Source organism: Colwellia sp. BRX9-1, from assembly GCF_014077195.1.
In the GTDB taxonomy this organism is placed as follows: Bacteria; Pseudomonadota; Gammaproteobacteria; order Enterobacterales; family Alteromonadaceae; genus Colwellia_A.
In genome coordinates, this window is record NZ_JACGVM010000021.1 from 50,880 (window position 1) to 70,476 (window position 19,597).

General features: G+C 39.0%; 12 protein-coding genes and 1 pseudogene. 6 read left to right on the top strand and 7 right to left on the bottom strand.

Annotated features, from left to right (window positions below; genetic code table 11):
- Positions 1-224: 224 nt before the first annotated feature.
- Positions 225-503 (bottom strand): annotated as a pseudogene (locus tag H4J76_RS16465) (alpha/beta hydrolase family protein); the annotation flags it as partial.
- A 149-nt stretch (positions 504-652) separates the two neighbouring features.
- Here H4J76_RS16465 and H4J76_RS16470 point away from each other — a divergent pair.
- From H4J76_RS16470 to H4J76_RS16485, 4 genes are all read left to right on the top strand, one after another.
- Positions 653-2,020 (top strand): M17 family metallopeptidase, encoded by a 1,368-nt coding sequence (locus tag H4J76_RS16470; protein ID WP_182216218.1) that lies wholly within the window; start codon positions 653-655, stop codon positions 2,018-2,020.
- A 270-nt stretch (positions 2,021-2,290) separates the two neighbouring features.
- Positions 2,291-2,836 carry a GbsR/MarR family transcriptional regulator gene (locus H4J76_RS16475; RefSeq protein WP_182175603.1) on the top strand — a complete coding sequence of 182 codons (546 nt, stop codon included), beginning with the start codon at positions 2,291-2,293 and terminating at the stop codon, positions 2,834-2,836.
- A gap of 112 nt (positions 2,837-2,948) precedes the next feature.
- Positions 2,949-4,316 (top strand): cytochrome ubiquinol oxidase subunit I, encoded by a 1,368-nt coding sequence (locus tag H4J76_RS16480; RefSeq protein WP_182216216.1) that lies wholly within the window; start codon positions 2,949-2,951, stop codon positions 4,314-4,316.
- Between the two features lie 3 nt (positions 4,317-4,319).
- Positions 4,320-5,318, top strand: coding sequence for a cytochrome d ubiquinol oxidase subunit II (locus tag H4J76_RS16485; protein WP_182216215.1), 999 nt, complete (start codon positions 4,320-4,322; stop codon positions 5,316-5,318).
- A 145-nt stretch (positions 5,319-5,463) separates the two neighbouring features.
- Here the strand turns inward: H4J76_RS16485 and H4J76_RS16490 are convergent, their stop codons facing one another.
- From H4J76_RS16490 to H4J76_RS16500, 3 genes are all read right to left on the bottom strand, one after another.
- Positions 5,464-7,665 (bottom strand): xanthine dehydrogenase family protein molybdopterin-binding subunit, encoded by a 2,202-nt coding sequence (locus H4J76_RS16490; protein ID WP_182216213.1) that lies wholly within the window; start codon positions 7,663-7,665, stop codon positions 5,464-5,466.
- Positions 7,662-8,120: a (2Fe-2S)-binding protein gene (locus tag H4J76_RS16495; protein WP_182216211.1), complete on the bottom strand. Its 459-nt coding sequence runs from the start codon at positions 8,118-8,120 to the stop codon at positions 7,662-7,664. Before H4J76_RS16495 ends, H4J76_RS16490 begins: the two co-directional genes overlap by 4 nt.
- 839 nt (positions 8,121-8,959) lie before the next feature.
- Complete coding sequence (locus H4J76_RS16500; RefSeq protein ID WP_182216209.1) at positions 8,960-10,261, bottom strand: RNA-guided endonuclease TnpB family protein; 1,302 nt, start codon at positions 10,259-10,261, stop codon at positions 8,960-8,962.
- A gap of 46 nt (positions 10,262-10,307) precedes the next feature.
- Between H4J76_RS16500 and tnpA the strand changes: the two genes are divergently transcribed.
- Positions 10,308-10,712 carry an IS200/IS605 family transposase gene (gene tnpA, locus H4J76_RS16505; RefSeq protein WP_182216207.1) on the top strand — a complete coding sequence of 135 codons (405 nt, stop codon included), beginning with the start codon at positions 10,308-10,310 and terminating at the stop codon, positions 10,710-10,712.
- 200 nt (positions 10,713-10,912) lie between these two features.
- On the opposite strand, the gene H4J76_RS16510 is transcribed toward tnpA, so the two are convergent.
- Positions 10,913-12,499 carry a methyl-accepting chemotaxis protein gene (locus H4J76_RS16510; protein ID WP_182216205.1) on the bottom strand — a complete coding sequence of 529 codons (1,587 nt, stop codon included), beginning with the start codon at positions 12,497-12,499 and terminating at the stop codon, positions 10,913-10,915.
- A 489-nt stretch (positions 12,500-12,988) separates the two neighbouring features.
- Between H4J76_RS16510 and H4J76_RS16515 the strand changes: the two genes are divergently transcribed.
- Entirely contained in the window at positions 12,989-17,161 is a 4,173-nt protein-coding gene (locus tag H4J76_RS16515; RefSeq protein WP_182216203.1) for a hybrid sensor histidine kinase/response regulator, read from the top strand.
- A gap of 465 nt (positions 17,162-17,626) precedes the next feature.
- Here H4J76_RS16515 and H4J76_RS16520 read toward each other — a convergent pair whose 3' ends face one another.
- On the bottom strand, positions 17,627-18,601 hold the full coding sequence (locus tag H4J76_RS16520) for a transposase (protein ID WP_182216201.1): 975 nt from the start codon (positions 18,599-18,601) through the stop codon (positions 17,627-17,629).
- A 349-nt stretch (positions 18,602-18,950) separates the two neighbouring features.
- On the bottom strand, positions 18,951-19,484 hold the full coding sequence (locus tag H4J76_RS16525; RefSeq protein WP_182216199.1) for a cytochrome c: 534 nt from the start codon (positions 19,482-19,484) through the stop codon (positions 18,951-18,953).
- Between the last annotated feature and the right edge of the window lie 113 nt (positions 19,485-19,597).

Below are 19,597 nucleotides of genomic sequence, written 5' to 3' on the forward strand. Positions count from 1 at the left end.
TATGTTATATAGATTTTCATAATGAACATAACCTTATTCGCTAACTTATTATTGATTTGCTGAAATTTAAAATATCATTATTTTGCGGTGAGTAATTCGCCATGCTCACTGATAAGCAGTTGACATGGCTTTTACTTAAACGATTATTTGATAGGTAAAGCGCCTGATAAATTTTATTCAGGGGTAGCGCTATTAGTGGGGTTTTTCACATGTATATCTAACCATTAATATTGTTCCCACAGCATATGGAGCAACGACTCTCTGGCTCGATAACCGTGTTGCTCATGTGGTAGCATCACCAAGCGAGCATTACCGCCAAGTCCTTTTAGAGCAGCAAACATTCGTTCTGATTGCATTGGAAAAGTACCTGAATTTGGATCTTCTTTACCGTGGAGCATCAACATTGGCTCATTAATTTTTTCTGCATGAAAGAACGGTGGCATCGATGCATAGGCTGGTTGACCTTCCCAAAAACTACGCTCTTCTCCTTGAAAGCAGAAGGGTTCGGTGGGTATTTCACTTACAAACATCTATGCTCGCAATAATTACTTTATAATTAGGCCAGAAACATCCGATAGCACTTCAACTTAATCTTGCTTAGGTTACAATCTAGCAAGACATAAAAACCAATCAATTCGTCCTAAGGAAATTCATGAATCAGTTACTACGTGCCGACGATAAAGGTACATCACTTTTTATCATCAACAAAAATAACTATAACGACTGGTTAAGCGAGCAAACTCAGCAAAACCAAGCATGGTTAGCCAATACTAATTATAAAGCTGAAGGTTTAGCGTTATTACCTAATACTCAAGGGGAGTTGTCGCTAGCAGTATTTGTTGTTGAAGATGCCAATCACTTCTTTGCCTGTGGCGAATTAATTAAGCAACTTCCTCCTGGTCAGTATTTGTTACATGCGAAAGATGAACAGCAACAAGCCATCTGTTTTTCATGGCTAATGGGCGCCTATAAATTCGATCGTTATGTAACAAAAAACAAAAATAATGACCCGCTTCCCTGCTTAGCCGTTAATAATCAGACCATAGTCGACAGTGCCATTAAATATGCCGAGGCAACGACTTTAGTACGTGACTTAGTCAATACGCCAGCAGCTGATATGATGCCAATAGATCTTGGTGACTGTGCGCAAAACTTGGCTAATAGGTATCACGGCCAAGTTCAGCAAATTATTGGTGATGAGCTGGTCGAACAAAATTACCCAACCATACATGCCGTTGGTCGCGCGAGTGCGCATGCACCTCGTTTAATTGACTTAACTTGGGGTAATAGCCATCACCCAAAAGTAACGTTAGTGGGTAAAGGCGTTTGCTTTGACAGTGGAGGTCTCGACTTAAAACCCGCTGCTGGTATGCGTAATATGAAAAAAGATATGGGCGGATCTGCACATGTCCTCGGATTAGCTCAACTAATTATGTCGCATAACCTACCAATTAATCTACGAGTACTCATTCCTGCGGTAGAAAATGCCGTGTCGAGCAATGCCATAAGACCTGGTGATGTTATTACTACACGCGCAGGTATTACCGTTGAAATTCACAACACTGATGCAGAAGGTCGCTTAGTATTGTGTGATGCTCTAACAGAAGCTGACACCGAACAGCCTGATTTAATTATTGATTTTGCAACCCTAACTGGCGCAATGCGTGTTGCTTTAGGCACAGAATTACCAGGATTTTTCTCAACAAGCGATGAAGTTGCTGCAGGTATTACCCAAGCGGGCAGCAAAATTAGCGATCCGGTCTGGCGTATGCCCCTTTATAGCCCATACGGTGATTTACTGAAAAGCTCTATTGCTGATATGACCAATTGCGCCGCAATACCCTTTGGTGGTGCAATTACCGCGGCATTATATCTACAAGAGTTTGTTAAAAAAGAGACTGATTGGGTTCACTTTGACGTGATGGCATTTAATATCAGAGCTTTACCAGGGCGCCCCCTTGGCGGTGAAGCTTTTGGTATTCGCGCCGTATTTGATTACTTACAAGCTAAGTATAAATAAGCAATTAAAACCACATCGCCATAAAAGTTAATAACTGCGGTGCTTTTGCGCCGCATTTATTCATAAATGTCTGTCGCTACCAAAGCTAGTTTTTATTGATACTTTCCCCATTTTTCTGTCGGTACCTCACTTAACAACACCTTGCTTTATCACGAGCTGAGTACCTCACTCAATAATCAAAAAAAAGCCATAATATTCAAAATAACACTTGATCTAAATCAACAAAGGTTTAAACTTTCAGAAATTACTGAAAGTTCAGAAGACTTAATTATGATTATGACAGCTAAAATCGAATCGTTCGTTATGCACTGTGGTGAAATGGGCAGTCGCTGGGGCTTTAACCGCACCGTAGGTCAAATGTATGGTTTATTAATTATTCACAATGATTCACTCACTGCGCTACAAATATCAGAAGCCCTCAACATTTCTCGCGGTAATGTCAGTATGGGTATTAAAGAATTACAGTCTTGGCGCTTAGTTCAAGTACAACATAAACCCAAAGATCGCAAAGAATATTACTCACCGGCTGGGTCTATTTGGGAAATGGCAATACGTGTCTTTGAAGAACGTCGCAAACGTGAGGTTGACCCTACCCTGTCACTATTACGCGATAATCTTTTAGATGAACCCGCTAACCCTCAAGAACAATATGCACAGCAAAAAATGCATGAGATGCATGACCTACTTGAAACGATTACCCATTGGGCGGCAGAACTACAAAGCATGAGCCCAGAAAAACTTAATACATTAATGAAACTTGGTGCCGGTGTCAGTAAAGTTATTGATATAAAAGATAAACTTTTAAATAAAAACTAAATTGTCACTTTGACTTTTTTAAAGCTAGCACATTAATGTTATAAAAAATTGTCACTTTAAACGTTAAACCCGTTGATGATACTCGTGTTTTCTAGGGTTTATGGAGTAAATCATGTTAGAAACCTTAATGCTTTCACGCATCCAGTTTGCCGCTAATATTAGCTTTCATATCCTGTTTCCAACAATAACCATCGCACTGAGCTGGTTTTTGTTTTATTTCAAATTACGCTTTGACCAAACCAATGATCCTATCTGGATGCGGGCCTACCGTTTTTGGGTCAAAATTTTTGCCCTTACCTTCGCAATAGGTGTGGTTACCGGTATTACTATGTCGTTTCAATTTGGCACTAACTGGCCAAAATTTATGGAAACAGTCGGTAATATAGCGGGACCATTATTGGGTTATGAAGTACTCACTGCTTTCTTTCTAGAGGCTGGTTTTTTAGGCATTATGTTATTTGGTATGAATCGAGTTTCGGCTCGAGTACATACATTATCAACGTTAATTGTCGCTTTTGGTACCAGTTTATCGTCATTTTGGATCCTAGCACTTAACTCTTGGATGCAAACGCCTCAAGGTCATGAGATGCGCGATGGTGTCGCATTCCCCGTTGACTGGTTTGCTATTATTTTCAACCCATCATTCCCTTACAAATTGTCTCATATGCTGGTTGCCTCTGGTTTAACGGCAGCATTTTTAGTTGCGGGTATAAGTGCCTATCGCCTACTCAAGGGTGATAACAAAAAAGCGCCACAATTAACGCTAAAAATAGCGTTAACAGTCGCTGCGGTGCTGGCACCAGTACAGATATTGTTAGGTGATATGCATGGGTTAAATACCTTAGAACATCAACCACAAAAAATTGCTGCCATGGAAGGTATTTGGCATACCGAAAAAGGAGCACCGCTGTTGTTATTTGCACTTCCTGATGAAGAGCAAAAAACCAATCATTTTGAAATAGCCGTTCCTAAAATGGCCAGCTTTATTTTGACACACGATTTTGATGGCGAAATAAAGGGGCTAAACGAATTTGAAGGTAACCATCCCCCTGTTGCGCCGGTGTTCTTTGCTTTTAGAATCATGGTGGCTTTAGGTCTCTTCATGTTTATTGTCGCTTGGTTTAGTCGTTTTCAATTGTGGCGTAAAAAACAATTGCCCCCTTGGCTATTAAAAGTACTGGTTGCGATGAGCTTCTCGGGTTGGGTCGCCACATTAGCGGGCTGGTATGTCACTGAGATTGGCCGACAACCTTGGCTAGTGACAGGGATTTTAACGGTAAAAGATGCAGCGACAGATATAGCACCAGCAAATGTAGGAATTACACTTACACTTTATTTGACTTTATATGTTGTCATTATGGTTGCCTACCTACACACCCTATTTACGATGGCAGGACGAGCGATTGAACTTGAAGAATTCAGTATCGATGAACAAGTAAAACCTGTTATTCACACACCTAGTAAATCAATCGAGGGATAAGTTATGTTTGAAGAAAATACCTTAGCGCTAATTTTTGTCTCATTAATGGGTCTTTCAATCTTACTTTATGCCATTTTAGATGGCTACGATTTAGGTGTTGGCATTATGCTACCGCTCGATCAAACAGATAATGCAGATACGATGATAGCTTCAATAGGCCCTTTTTGGGACGCTAACGAAACTTGGCTAGTCTTAGCGATTGGTTTATTGTTGATAGCCTTTCCTGCGGCGCACAGTTATATATTTAAAGAGCTCTATTTACCCACCGCGGTATTATTAATTAGTTTAGTGCTTCGTGGTGTAGCTTTTGATTTTCGTGCTAAGGCGGCCTTTGGTCATAAGCCTACGTGGAATAAAGTCTTTAAAATAGGCTCGTTACTCGCTGCTTTAAGCCAAGGTTACATGTTAGGTATGTATGTTATGGGCTTTGAAAGCACTGTAGCCGCTTATTGTTTTAGTTTACTGAGTGCCTTTGGTGTTGCGGCCGCTTATAGCTATATAGGTGCTTGTTGGTTAATTATGAAAACTGAAGGTGAACTACAAATACAAGCGGTAGCTTGGGCAAAAAAATCAGGACTAATTTGTTTCCTTGGTATTATAGCTGTCTCCTTTGTTAATCCATTAATTAACCCAGGTGTCTATGAAAAATGGTTTGCTTGGCCAAACACTTTATTGATATTAACCTTACCCGCTATTTGCTTTGCGTTATTTATTTTTAGCTTAATACAACTAAAGCGACTACCTAAAATAAATGACAAAGGCTGTTGGCGACCTTTTGTCGCGGCAGTGATTATCTTCACTCTATGTTTTTTTGGTTTAGCCTTTAGTTTTTTTCCGTACATAGTGCCTAACAAGCTGACTATTTGGGAAACAGCCGCAGCACCTGAATCTTTGAGTTTTCTCTTATGGGGAACCTTCATTGTGGTACCGGTTATATTTAGTTATACCGCCTTTTCTTATCGGGTATTTTGGGGCAAGGTGCGAGAGCTCAGATATTATTAAGCGTGAGTTTATCCTTAAATAAACTAAGCACAGACACTTATTATTAATGTTCTTCTGTTAAGTATTTTTGCTAAGCGCCATTCTTAATTAAAAACCAGCCACAAGGCTGGTTTTTAATTAAGGTCATTATACTTTGGCTATCATATTAAGCATTAATCGGTAAACGCATTGGTCTTTTACCTAAGACCGCCAATGCATTTGCAACTGCTGGGGCAATAGTCGGTACGCCAACCTCACCCAAACCACCGGGTTCATTAGTACTTTCAAGCAATTTCACCTGAACAATCGGCGCTTCAGCCATTTTAATAATAGGGTAATCATGAAAATTGCTTTGTTTAACACCACCACTTTCAATATCACAACGCCCATAAAGTGCCGCCGTTAGTCCAAAGAGCACACCACCTTCAACTTGAGCGATTGCTGAGTCTGGGTTGACCACCACGCCACTGTCAGTCACTATCCAAACACGATGAACACGCGCTTGGTTATTTTGCAGTGAAACTTCAGCAACGGTAGCAACCATAGTGCCAAAACTTTTTTGTACCGCAACGCCCATCGCTTTACCGTCAGAGCTAACACCGTATTGCCAATTACACAGCTGCGCCACTTCCTTTAAGCATTTTGCATGATCGTCGTTATTATCGAGCAATGCTAATCGATATTTAATGGGGTCAACCTGTGCTTTTTCAGCCAATATATCAATGAAACTCTCGTTGAAAAATGCATGTTGGCTATTTTCGACACTACGCCAAAAACCAATAGGCACAGGAGAAGGATGATTAGCAAACTGCACCTTAATATTATCAACATTATAAGGTGGCATAGAGGCTGGCGCACCACCTTCGCTGCCATAGCTTGCCGATAGCCAGTAACGTGGTTTAGCGTTTTCGTCAAGCTGTGCTGAAAATTTTGCCAGAACTGCCGGTCGATAAACATCTTGTCTCGTGTCTGCCTCACGTGACCAAGTGAGTTTAATAGGAAACTTGTATTTTTTTACTAAAGTGACGACTTCATCAATCCACATTATTGGATTGTCTTCACTCATGCTAAAACCGACACGACGACCAAAGCCTCCTCCCATTGAATGAGCATGAAAAACAACATCTTCTACGTCCATATTAGCGACTTTTGCCGCATGAACACGAGCGTAAAGTGGATTTTGCACACCCGCAGCAACATGAAGCTTATCGCCTTCTAGCCAAGCGCTCGCATTCATCGGTTCCATAGTAGCATGTGCTAAATAAGGCACCCAAAATTCAGCTTCAACTGTTTCACCGCTACCGCCTAACACAGACGCTACATCGCCAATATTGTGGGCATCACTTAATTCTCCTTGTAAACTCTCACGTTGAAAGTTTTCAATACTTGCTGAACTTAAATCACTATTTTTATGGGATGCTGCCGTAATTTTTAAGGCTTTTATCGCTTGCTCTGCTCGCCAAGGATTATTAGCGATAACAGCAACGGATAGCCCCATATTTTCAACACCCAGCACACCCCGCATCGAGGTAATTTCAGCTAAGTTATCAATAGTGGCGACATTAGCGCCAAAGACACCGCTGTGTGCAATAGCTGCATAGCGCATCCCTTCCACATGGCGATCGATACCGTATTGTGTTTCAAGAAATATTTTGTCGGGTAAATCATGACGAGGCATTGCCTTACCAATAAACTTACGATCACCTTTTGCACGAAGTGTGTAGTTTTCAGGAACGTCTAAAGTTGCCGCATGCTCAACCAGTTCGCCATAACTCCAGCGGTTGTCGCCATCAACAACATATCCAGCATCGGTAGTCGTATTAGTACTTGCGCCGTATTTATCGATGGCTGCGTTAATCAGCATTTGACGTGCAGCTGCGGCTGCTTCACGCATAACTTGCCAGCCAGTAAAACGAATAGAGGCGCTACCCCCAGTCATTTGCATATTAAGTAAGTCGGCTAGACGGTTGAAAGCATTACTAGCAATATGCTCTGCCCAGACTGGTGGCTTACCAATCATTTCACTAACAAAGCCTTCAAAAACGCCACCATTGGAAAATGCAGTGGTCGCAGGCGCAAGCTCTAATTTGATTTGCGGCCAATTCAAGTCAAGTTCATCGGCCACTATTTGGGTTAAACCAGTACCGGCACCTTGACCAAGTTCGGTATGCGGAGAAAGTAGTGTAACGGTATTGTCTTTGTTAATACGAAGCCACAAGTTGAGCAAGGTATCTCTGGTGTTGCCATCTCGCTGCACACCAAGGCGATCATGCATGGCCAAATGTGTTCCTAAACCAATAACCCCTAGCGCTAATCCGCCGCCAATCGCTGCACCACCAAAAACGAACATCCGACGAGTAAGACTCATAAAGACATCTCCTTTGCTACATCAAGAATGGCAGCTTTAACTCGACTGTAAGTTCCGCATCGACAGATATTGGTCATTGCAGTATCGATATCGTCAGAACTTGGATTAGGAGTACTCGCTAATAATGCCGCTGCTGCCATCATCATTCCTGACTGACAATAGCCACACTGAGGAACTTGGTGTTTAATCCAAGCAGCCTGTAAAGCGTGCGGAGCCTCTTTTGAGCCTAAAGTTTCAACTGTATTCACTTGCTTACCTTGGGCTGCAACCGCCGGATACATACAAGAGCGAACGGCCTGATTGTCAACATGAACCGTGCAAGCACCACATTGTGCTATACCACAGCCAAACTTAGTGCCGCGAAGACCGGCTTCTTCACGGATCAACCAAAGCAATGGCATATCGTCTTCGACATCAAATAATTGTTCGCGGCCATTAAGGTTGATAGAAATCATAGGGGTTCCTTGCTAAAACATTATAAAGAGAGATAAAAAATCTCCGCTAAAATCAATCGATAAGATTAATCTAAAAAATCAAAACTGACGGTTATTGTGTTTGGACTTGTGACTATCATCGCTAAAAACTATTCTCGTCACAATAGCAGCTATTGATAATTTACAACGATGTTCTTCGCAATTAATCACTTTGAGCAGAACCTATTAAAGGTTATTCACGTTTATTGAATAAAATAAATATTATGTTGCTTTCTATTTTCAGTCAATAATTACCTTATAACCACTCAATTTCTTAGCGTGCCCCCCTACTATTTAATGTTTAATATCGTTAGATTCCGGCTGTTTTTCTAAGGAGGTAGAATGTGACTTCGTTAAAGATAGTGCAGATAAGCTGACTTTAATTTCCAATAAAAAATACTTCAAAGAAAACGATATCGTCGCCCTTTATTAAAAACGACATGTGATAGATTTAACGATTAATTAAGTAAATACTAGATGTTGACAAGGTTAACAATAATAAAAAAAGCATCCACTATGGAGTATTCATTAACGTTAGTTTTAGACAAACCGAGGAGATTAACAGCAATGCTTACCTGATGCTTTGCGCTGATTTAAGGTGATATTAATTTTAACGGCTAACTTTTGATTGAAAAATACAGACTAAACGCTTCTTCTCTTAGGCTGAACATATTCGAAAGTAGCTAAAAGTAGAGAGTAATGGCTATGCAACCTTCGCTTAGACATTATCTCGTTCAAAACTAGTTAAATCTAAACATTCATTAGCTCTATGGATAAGGCATCTTGACAGCTCCTGCAACGCAAGCGGTGAGGATTCTTGATCAGGCCACGTGAAATAGCTCAGACGGTGTTTTACCACCTGCACTCGAAAGTGCCTGAGCCGCATCAAGGGTGTTATCAAGCAACATGCCATCTGTCAGATGGACTACGCAGTTCAGCCTTATTACAGGGACTTTTACAGGTCTGCGATACTTTGCCACAAGTGGCGGGAGAAGGTATCCTTTTTCTATTCTACCGTTCTCGAATTTATTTTTAATGTTGGCCGAACCGACCAAATCCCGCACTCCAATGAAATCACATTCTGGATTTTTACACTGGTAATTGCGCCCCGAAGGTTTGTGTCTATGACCGCATTTCGGGCAAGTCTGAGTGGTGTACTGCTCTCCTATTTTATCAAGCTCTACACCTTGGAATTTACCTTTGTATTTAAGATAGGTGAGTAGCTGCCCAAGGGGATTGTTGCTGTTCATTTGATTTGAACGTCTTGAGCCTTTCTTCTTTTTTCGAGCGTTCTTACTCATATTGATGCAATCGCCCACAACAAGCATACCTGCTTGTTGTTTCACGCAATAATCAATCATTTGCTTGGATGCATGATGGAGAAGATTGCGCTGCTGATTGTCATTTCTGAACAGCATTTTAGCTTTTGATACTCGCAATTTTCGGCTCCGTCTAGACCCTTTCTTGCATTTTGAAAGCAGTCTTGAGAATTCAGCGAGCTTCTTGTTTCTATACTGAATTAACGAGCGAAGACCGCGACCAACTATGATCTCCGACGTTTCGCCATCGGTCATCGCTGCAAGATGAATTACACCTAAGTCAGCAGCAACTACGTTGCTGCCAGCTGACTTAATGGTTTTGATATCTTGCTTTATCGTGAGCCTAAGCTCCCGAAAACTAAGCTCCGCCCCTGTGATTTTACCAATGGGTATATCTTTTGGAATGCGAACGATGAGTTTTTTAACTCCAAGTCCGTTTGAAAGAATGACGCGGTTACCTTTTCTTTTTATCGCCGAAGCCTTGTACATTACTACCTGGAAGTGCTTCCTGTCACGGTACGGATAACGAGCTTTTTTATCGCCAGCTTTTCGATTCTCTGAGGTTGTTTCGATGTTAGCAAAGAACTTTTTAATAAGCGCCTGGTTTGTCTGGCTATGAAGTCGGTACTTACTTTTAAAGTGCTTTTCAAAATCACCTCTAAAAGGCCACTTCCATCGGCGTTTTCGGATGAATTTGTGCAGTTTAACCATATCGTTCCAAAGGCGAGCTGACTCTCTTCGCAACTCTGTTTGCAAAGGTGTTGTCTGACCGATATTAAATTTCGAAACACTGGTTAAACTCATAATGACGACTATACTGTATAAATTACCAGTGTCAATAAGTGTCTGTATGAAATATAAAAAGAGCGCTCATTCTTCGTATTTAATTCAAGCTCACATTATATTTGTTACTAAATATCGTGAGCGGAAGTTTACGAGCGAGATGTTATATAAAATGGACTTTATAATAAAAAGAGAATGTTTAAAACTAAAGTCAGAATTGGTTGAGTTTAATGGGGAGTCAGATCATGTTCACATGATTATCTCTTACCTGCCTTCTATTTCAATTTCACGATTAGTTAATGTTTTAAAAAGTATTACAGGTCGAGAGATGAAGTTGTGGTTTCCGCAGTTAAATCAGGTAGCTTGGAGGAAGAATGCACTTTGGAGCTCTGGTTATTATGCATGCTCTGTCGGCGGAGCGCCGATAGAGATTCTTAAGCAATACATCGAGCAGCAAGATAGGCCGCATTAGATTGCTATGCAATCTCGGCTATCCATCCCTCACCGCAAGCGGTGGGGCTTTTCGCCGATTTCGGTAAATACAATTGTTTATTTTATCTAGATAAAATTTAAGGGTTAATCTAGGTTGTTGCGGGTCAATATTATTTCAACTCAGATCAGGCAGGCAGTGGTAAATAAAGACCTGCTCCTTTATTTATAAGACTTACTATATTAACCTGCTTTAAAGCCAATTCTAAAACCTCCCCAATGTTTGCCATTAACAAAAATGGGTGCGGAAACATCATGCATTATTTCCCCTGTATCGCGTTTATAGGTTTGTAATAAAAATTTATCTGTGTGTTTTCCACAGCGAATACCTGTAGGGTCATTAAATAAACGTTTAGTGCGATTATTAATAGCATCTATTGCCTGATTACCGGTTAGCGGCTTTGAAAAACATTTGTTATGCGTAGGAAAATAACCATTAATATCAACAGCGCCTGCATAAATCATGTTAGAGAATTCTACTAATAAAGGCTCTTGAATAGCAGGTAAATGTTGGTCTGTGAATTTATCAAAACTGGTGGTAAATTTTTTCGGCTCGGTAAGTCCCAAAGGTTTATAATTAAAATCAAATAACTGTAGCTCTGTTATCTCATTGTTTTTAATGCTTTTTTCAAATAACTGACCAATTTTACTGGCTGTATACTGCGCCTGATTACACATATTACTTATTAGAGTATCACTAGAAAAATTAGAGATATGTACAAATATCGATTCGGTGCCATTGGATAATGTTGTCGCTTGTTTTGATACAGACTTCGTTTCGTGGCTTTTATCCACTAAAAAGTCATGTAAATTTATAATAGCGGTTGAAATTTCATTAGCGGCTAAATCTTGTTCTTTTAAAGCGTGACTTATTTGATCACTCGCGCCCGATGAATCAGCCATAAGCTGATCAATGTCTTTGAAACCTTGTGATAAATCAGTCATGGTGACGACAACACTATCAGTTTTTTCAACAATTTCCGCTATTACTTGGGTTGTTTCAGTTGTTTCGTCACTAATTTGTTTAAGCATGTCACCTATTTTTCGAGTAGCATCAGCAGTTTTTCCTGCCAGCGCTCTGACTTCATCGGCAACAACAGCAAAACCGCGACCTTGTTCGCCTGCGCGAGCAGCTTCTATCGCCGCATTTAAAGCCAGTAAGTTTGTTTGGCTTGATATGCCATCTATTACATCAGTAATACTCTGTATTTGCTGTGTTTTGCTGGCCAGTGATTCAATTTTTTTTGTGGCGGTACTAACCGCATGATGAAGCTCATTGACGGTATCAATGTTGTGGCTTAACTTTGCTGAACTTGAGCTGCTAGCGGTCATTGCTAGACTCGCTTGCTCTGAGGCTAATGAGGAATTTTCGTTTATTTGCTTACTGTTAGCCGACATTTCTTCCGCTGCAGTCGCTAATCGGTCGACATCTTCACTTGATATTTCTATCGCTTGGGCCAATTGGTTTAAAAAGAAACTGACCTCTGCAGAATTAATCGCTAACTCACTGGCGGTATTACCGATAGATTGACCAATATTGGCAAGAGATTCTGTTGTTAAATTATCACGTTGCTTTTTTGTTTCGTTTTTATTTATATTTTTATAGCAGCGACTTACACCGAAAAACACAGCAAAAAAACTAACGACTGCTACACTCAGTGAAGCGAGCAATACTGATGAAAAAGCTTTGTGGCTAGCATACGTAATTAAAGTGATTATTATGGTAATGACTAATGAAACAAGCACTGATTTCTGTAATTTATTTTCCATATGACGACTCACTATAATATTACCTTATTGATATTAGACATAAAAGATAGATAATTTGTCTTTAATAACTATATTAATACATGATTATCAAACAATATGCACTGTAGACCTTAGTATTATAAATATCATTGTATTACTAAAGTCTCCGTTAACGTTTAGTAGACAAAAGTGAATACTTCCTGGGCCTAAAACTTTTCCCCTAAAATAAAATGATACACTTGGGTAACCTAAGTAAAAGACCCAACCAGCCTTTAGTTTTATTTAATCAACTAAATATTGACAAAAATTTTATATAAATATTACAGCTAAAGTAGCATACTAGATGATAAGCTTTTGGCTTACATTGCAGGGGCGATGCATGAGTAAATAAAACTAAGCTTGTGCCTTAATTAGGTTTATCCGCTTTTAGCAAGGATATAACCTATTAAATTAAATAAGATTTTTTGTACTTTTTGTTGACCTTACTTGGATTTGATAATCTTAATATTTATGAAATATAATTTATCGCTTGTTAATCACGTTATCTGCTTTTTTTTCCTATTTATTGGAACGATTGCTCCAGCTTATAGTAATGAATCGACTTCAAAGCTCATTAATGAATACTCGGTTAAAGTGCTGACCGAGGAAGATGGCTTTATTTCTTCTGAGATATATTCAATTATTCAGGATAATCAAGGCTTACTTTGGTTTGGTACCGCTGAAAATGGCGTTATGCGCTATGATGGTCGAAAAACAACCCTGTTTCAATTTGATAGTATGAGTTCAAACGGTTTATCGCATAATGATGCTGGAAACCTGATGTTGGACCACACCGGAAATATATGGATTGGCACTTGGGGAGGAGGCGCTAGCCTATATGAACCAAAAACAGGAAGCTTTAGTAATTTCATTCATGATCCGCTTCGCCTTGCTTCTATTTCATCTAATCGAATTCAATCCTTATTTCATGACCAAGAGGACAATATTTGGTTAGGTTCATATGATAAAGGGCTTAGTCGATATCTAGGTAATAATAGCTTTGAACATATTACAAAAACTGATGATTCACCATCAAGTTTATCTCATAATAGAATATGGGATATTGAAAACAACAATAGCAATAGTCTCTGGGTTGCAACTAGCTATGGTTTAAATTTATATGACAAAACTAAGCAAACCTTTTCTCATTTTTTCCCTGCTCCAGAAAATAAAACACCAACAGGCGCAAATGAAATACGCAGTATTTTAAAAACGTCAAAAGACAAGCTTTATGTAGGTACTCAACAAGGTCCATTTTCCTTCGATAAAGAAAATGGTCTTTTTACACGATTAAAAACACTTGATAATCAATATTTAGATCAAGTGAATTCTATGATTGAAGACCAAGAGGGTTATGTCTGGTTTGTCACCAGCAAAGGCTTGTTTCGACAATCAAACACAGGTCCTCAGATTGAACAATTTGACCTTGGCAATAATAAGGGTCTGAGAATAATTTTCGAAGATAGCTCTAGAACCATCTGGGTCACTAGCGAGACTCACGGCATATATAAGTTAGTACCACATCGTAAATTTAAATCGATTAATAGCCCTGAACTGACCGCTCCAAATGGAATAGCAACAGATGCTAATGGTGATCTTGTCATTGTATCTTCGTCATCGCAGTTATATAAGTGGCAGGTATCATCACAAAAACTAGCCACATTATCAGCACCGATCTTTAGTGATGAGAATGGCTATGGCGCTAATAGACTATTAGAAAATCCAATTATATTTCTTGATGATAATAACAGTCTATGGGTTGCACAAGATGAAGGTTTAGCTAAATTCAACTTAGACACTCAACACCTTGAGTTATTAACCTACCCTAAAACAGATCCAAACCATAAAGAGTTCAGAGAGTTACGAGCCCTTAACATGGACCAATATGGGTACCTTTGGATTGGCACTTATAAAAATGGTGTCTATCGCTATAACCCTTCGACTAAAACCTTTACTCATTTAAATGAATCTTTGGGATTATCTCATCCCGAAGTTTTAAAAATATTTAAAGATAGTAAACAAAATATGTGGGTTGGAACCGGTAACGGTGTAAATCTTTGGCAAGCAGACGAACAAAAGTTCATTTCATTTCAAAGTAATAAAAAAAAATCTGATAGTTTATTAGGAAATATCGTACAGGATATCCATCAAAGTGGAAATGGCAACGTTTGGATTGCTACGCAAAAAGGACTCAACTTATATCTTCCAGAAACAAAAACCTTTAAACATTTTGATAAAAACAATGGATTACCGACCTCTTTAATCCGTGCAATTGCTGATGATAAAAGTGGTCATTTATGGCTGACGACCAATAAGGGGATCTCAAGATTAGACCCTTTATCAGGAGAAGTGACTAATTTTGACAGCTATAATGGCTTATTAGGAATGAATTATTATCCAAATAGCCTAGTAAAAGGTGCAAATGAGACATTTTTCACCAGTAGCCAACGCGGCATCGAGTATTTTAGTGCTTTAGATATAGAAACAACCAATGACGAATTCAATATTGTTTTAACCGGTTTTAATAAAATGGGTCAGCCGATAAAGCTTGATAGACCTTATTCTTATGTCACTGATATTGAACTGACTTATCATGACTACTTTTTCTCTTTTGAGTTCTCTGTTTTAGATTTTATTTCACCTAACAAAAACAAATATGCTTATAAACTTGAAGGCTATGATGATAATTGGATTGAAGTCGGTAATAGAAATATTGCTTCATTTACTAATCTAGATGGAGGTACATATAAACTGCTTGTCAAAGCGACAAATAGCAGTGGTGAGTGGGGGAAGAAATTACTGTCGATCAACTTGTATATATCACCACCGCCTTGGAAAACCTGGTGGGCATACAGTTTATATGTATTATTAACCTTAATGGTCGTATTTATTACCATTTATTTAAGAACGCGTTTACAGCAGACAGAAATAGACAGACAAAAGCAATTTGTTTTAACACTTGAAGAGCAAGTGACTGAGAAAACAGCTTCGCTAAAGACGCAGGCTAAAGATTTAATTACAGCATTAAAAAAATCTGAAGAAGCAACACAACTTAAATCAGAATTTTTAGCTAATATGAGTCACGAAATAAGAACACCAATGAACGGGGTTTTAGGCATGCTGGGGTTACTCATGGATAGTGACCTAACGAAAGAACAAGCCCAAAACGTAAGCATAGCCAATACCAGTGCCCATGCATTATTGACACTTATTAATGATATTCTTGATCTTTCAAAGATTGAAGCGGGTAAAATAGAACTTGAGTATATAGATTTTAATTTACGTAATTTAGTGGCAGAGCTTGCTGAATCTATTTCACTTGCCGCGCAAAGAAAAGGCGTTGAAATAATACTCGATTTAACAGGTATTCCCTGCTCTTTCATTAAATCAGATCCGGGACGAATACGACAAATCCTCACCAATATTTTAAGTAATGCCATAAAATTTACCGATCAAGGTCAGATAGTTATTAAAGCTAAACTCGAACCTGCCGAAAAAGATCATCACTTTATATTTAGTTGTGAAATTCAAGATACTGGCATTGGTATTCCAGCAGAAAAAATATTTTTATTGTTTGGCTCATTTAGCCAAGTTGACGCTTCCACAACCAGAAAATATGGCGGTACCGGGTTAGGGTTAAGTATAACAAAAAAATTATGTAAGCTACTTAATGGTGATGTAACGGTATCAAGTAAGATAGGCCATGGCAGCTGTTTTAAAGTATCTTGTTTAGTACAAGAAAGTGAATTATCGACCCCAGTAGTGCCACCGATAGCAGGCTTAAGGTTAAATATTTTAATTGTCGATGATAACAGAACTAGCCGTGAGGTGTTACGCAGACAATTAGAGTGTTGGGGGATAAACGTCACTGAAGCTAAAAGTGCTAAGGAAGCTTTATTTCATTGTGATGAGTGTTTTTCTTCATCAAATTCAAAGATATTTGATCTGGCATTAGTGGACATGGAAATGCCAACGATGAATGGAGAAGCATTAACTAAAATAATTCGAGCGAATAAAAGCTATGACCCAATGGCACTAGTGATGATGACCTCAATCGATGAAAAACACGACGCTAAACACTTTGCAGACTTGGGTAGTAGTACTTATTTTCCTAAACCAGCAACAACCGACAATTTATTTAATGCTTTAGCGGTAATTAAAAATAATACCGATACATTAATAACGGCGCATAACAGTATCGACCTAGAAGCAATAAAAAAGCCTAATATCGGTGCAATGAAAGGTCACTGGCCTAGAGAAATGCATGTGCTACTTGTTGAAGATAACCGAGTAAACCAAATGGTAGCGCTAGCTGTCTTAAAAAAAATCGGCTTAACCGCAGATTTAGCGACTAATGGTGTTGACGCCTTAAATCGATTAAAAGAAGCGACCGTTATTAAACCCTATACGGTTGTGATCATGGATTGCCAAATGCCAGAAATGGACGGTTATGAAGCAACAAAGAGAATTAGAGCAGGTGAGGCTGGAGTAGAAAACACGGCAATACCTATTATTGCAATGACAGCTAATGCGATGCAAGGTGACAAAGAAAAATGTATAGAAGCGGGTATGGATGATTATTTAACCAAACCAATCGAGCCAATGTTGGTGCTTGAAAAATTAAAGTTATGGCGCCATAAATAAAGATATTGTCGTGCATGGCAGTTATTATCTTTATAGAGCCTGTAACAGATTTTGTTACAGGCTCTCTTTATAGTATCGGTGTTTAACATATGAGTACGAACTCTGCCCTCGCCTTTTCTACCTTAAATAAGTCACTAATGAACTATTACCGATATCAACTTTAGACAACCTTTCAACAGACTTTACTAAAGCTCAAGCCATTCTTGAAAGTACGACCCTGTTTATAATGTAAGCTATTTTAAAGTGACTAAAGCAGACACTCAATTTAAATCAAATCTAACAACATCACATCGATATTTCAATATACTGTCAGTCGTTATCATTAAAAAGGGCTTTTGATAATATACGATGGTGCAAAAACTCATTTTCAGTCAATTAACACCTAAAATACTCATTTATAAACAAGTGCCATCCTCCAGGATAGACTGGTTAGATTTATAGTTGTTTTGAATGAGTGTAGTTAATTTAAGCAAAGAGTTTATTGCAATGACTTAAGTTTTGTCTTCGCTTTAACTGTTGATGTTCGCAGTAATCACTTAAGGCATCTTCGTGACCAACCGCACCATGAAACTGTTTGCTAAATTGGGTGGTAATGATTAGCCAGTTTTTAGCTGATATGTTTAATCGACTGAGTATATTGGGTTGGCTGTCTTCGATGAAACCGTATTTATCCTCTCTGATACAACGTCCGGTTAACTCAATTAATTGTAGGTAATCAGTAAGCTCAAATGTTAAGCCCTTAACCATTTTTTTTATTGGGTGACCAACAAAAGGGAGTAACGCATTGGGTTGTTGATTTTTTTTTGCTTGCTCACAGCGTAGCTTGACGCTGGTGTGCGTTGAGCTTTCGGGCGTTTTGGCTATATTGGCGCGAATGGGGTTTAAATCAACATAGGCCATACAAGCAACAAGTGCTGCTTCATCTAATAATGCTTGAGATTTAAATCGTCCTTCCCAAAATCGACCAGTACAGTTGTCTTCTTGATTAGCTGCTCTGGCAATACCTTCGTTAATGTAGCCCATAAACCAACTGATTTTCATCAGCCGTTTTCGATAGACCTCAGATGTTTCTTTAACGATATCCAGTAACGGTTTCGCTAACGCTTCGCCACGACAGTATTGCTGTGTGAGTAACGTGCCTTTGTGTAAGCGGTGCCAACGCTCAAGCACATCACTCATGCTCCATTGCTTTGCTTTTTCCTCATCAATAAATAGCACAACATGATAATGATTACTCATTACGGCATAGGCACACACGTCAATCGCAAAGACCTCGATAAGAAAGTGTAACTTCTCTTCTACCCACTCTCTGCGGTGATCAAAGCTTTGGCCTGACAAGGCATCTTCGCCACATAAAAAAGCGCGTCGAACACAACGCGAAACACAATGATAATAAGGGGTATCTATTAAACTGATTTGTTGTTTCCTTGGCGTAGCCATAAATCACCTGTGATCATGTCGCTTGGTTATTTCAGTGTAGTGCATCGGTAGGGAGGATCAATTTAGATTGGGCGTCCTATTAAAACTAGATTGGGTGTCCTGTTAATACTCGTCGAACACAACGCGCAACACAATGATAATAAGGGGTATCTATTAAACTGATTTGTTGTTTCCTTGGCGTAGCCATAAATCACCTGTGATTATGTCGCTTGGTTATTTCAGTGTAGTGCATCGGTAGGGAGGATCAATTTAGATTGGGCGTCCTATTAAAACTAGATTGGGTGTCCTGTTAATACTCCTTAAAACTATTATCATCACTTATCCCTTTGTCTTTAAATTTAATTAGACATTAATCTATCGCGGTAAGTATTTGGTATTGCTCTGGTGTCAAAGTTGGTAATCGTTTTATAAAAGCAACCATTGCCCAGATACGTTCATCGTCGTGAGTTTTACCCCAAGAAGGCATGCCAGACGCTTTAATACCATGTTTGATCACCCAAAAATTTTTACGATCGCTTTGTGCGCCATCGCCGTGTTCTTTACCTATATGACTTTTAGCAGCAATATTTAAATTAGGTGGTGCTGGGTATAACCCTAAGCTCATGTCACTCTCACTCTGTTCAGGCTTTAAATGGCAACTCGAACACATAAATTCGTAGTCAGAACCACCCGTTAATAACAATTCTGGATCACTTAAATCAGGCACTACAATATCTTGAGCTGCATTTTTAATAGCGTTTTCTCTGGTTTCTTCTAAAAACCAGTAGACCAAATCACTATGAGGCTCATCAGCCGCAACATCAACCAAACCCGAATACATCACAGTAGCCGCGGCACCTATACCTAATAAGGCAAGCAGTAATAATAATTTAATAATTTGCATATATGTCCCTTTAAGCAAAAAGTCACCTAACATATGCTAAGTGACTATTTTGGTTAATTAATGATTATGTTCGTTATCATCATCTTTTTCTTTCATTTTCATCTCTTTATCTT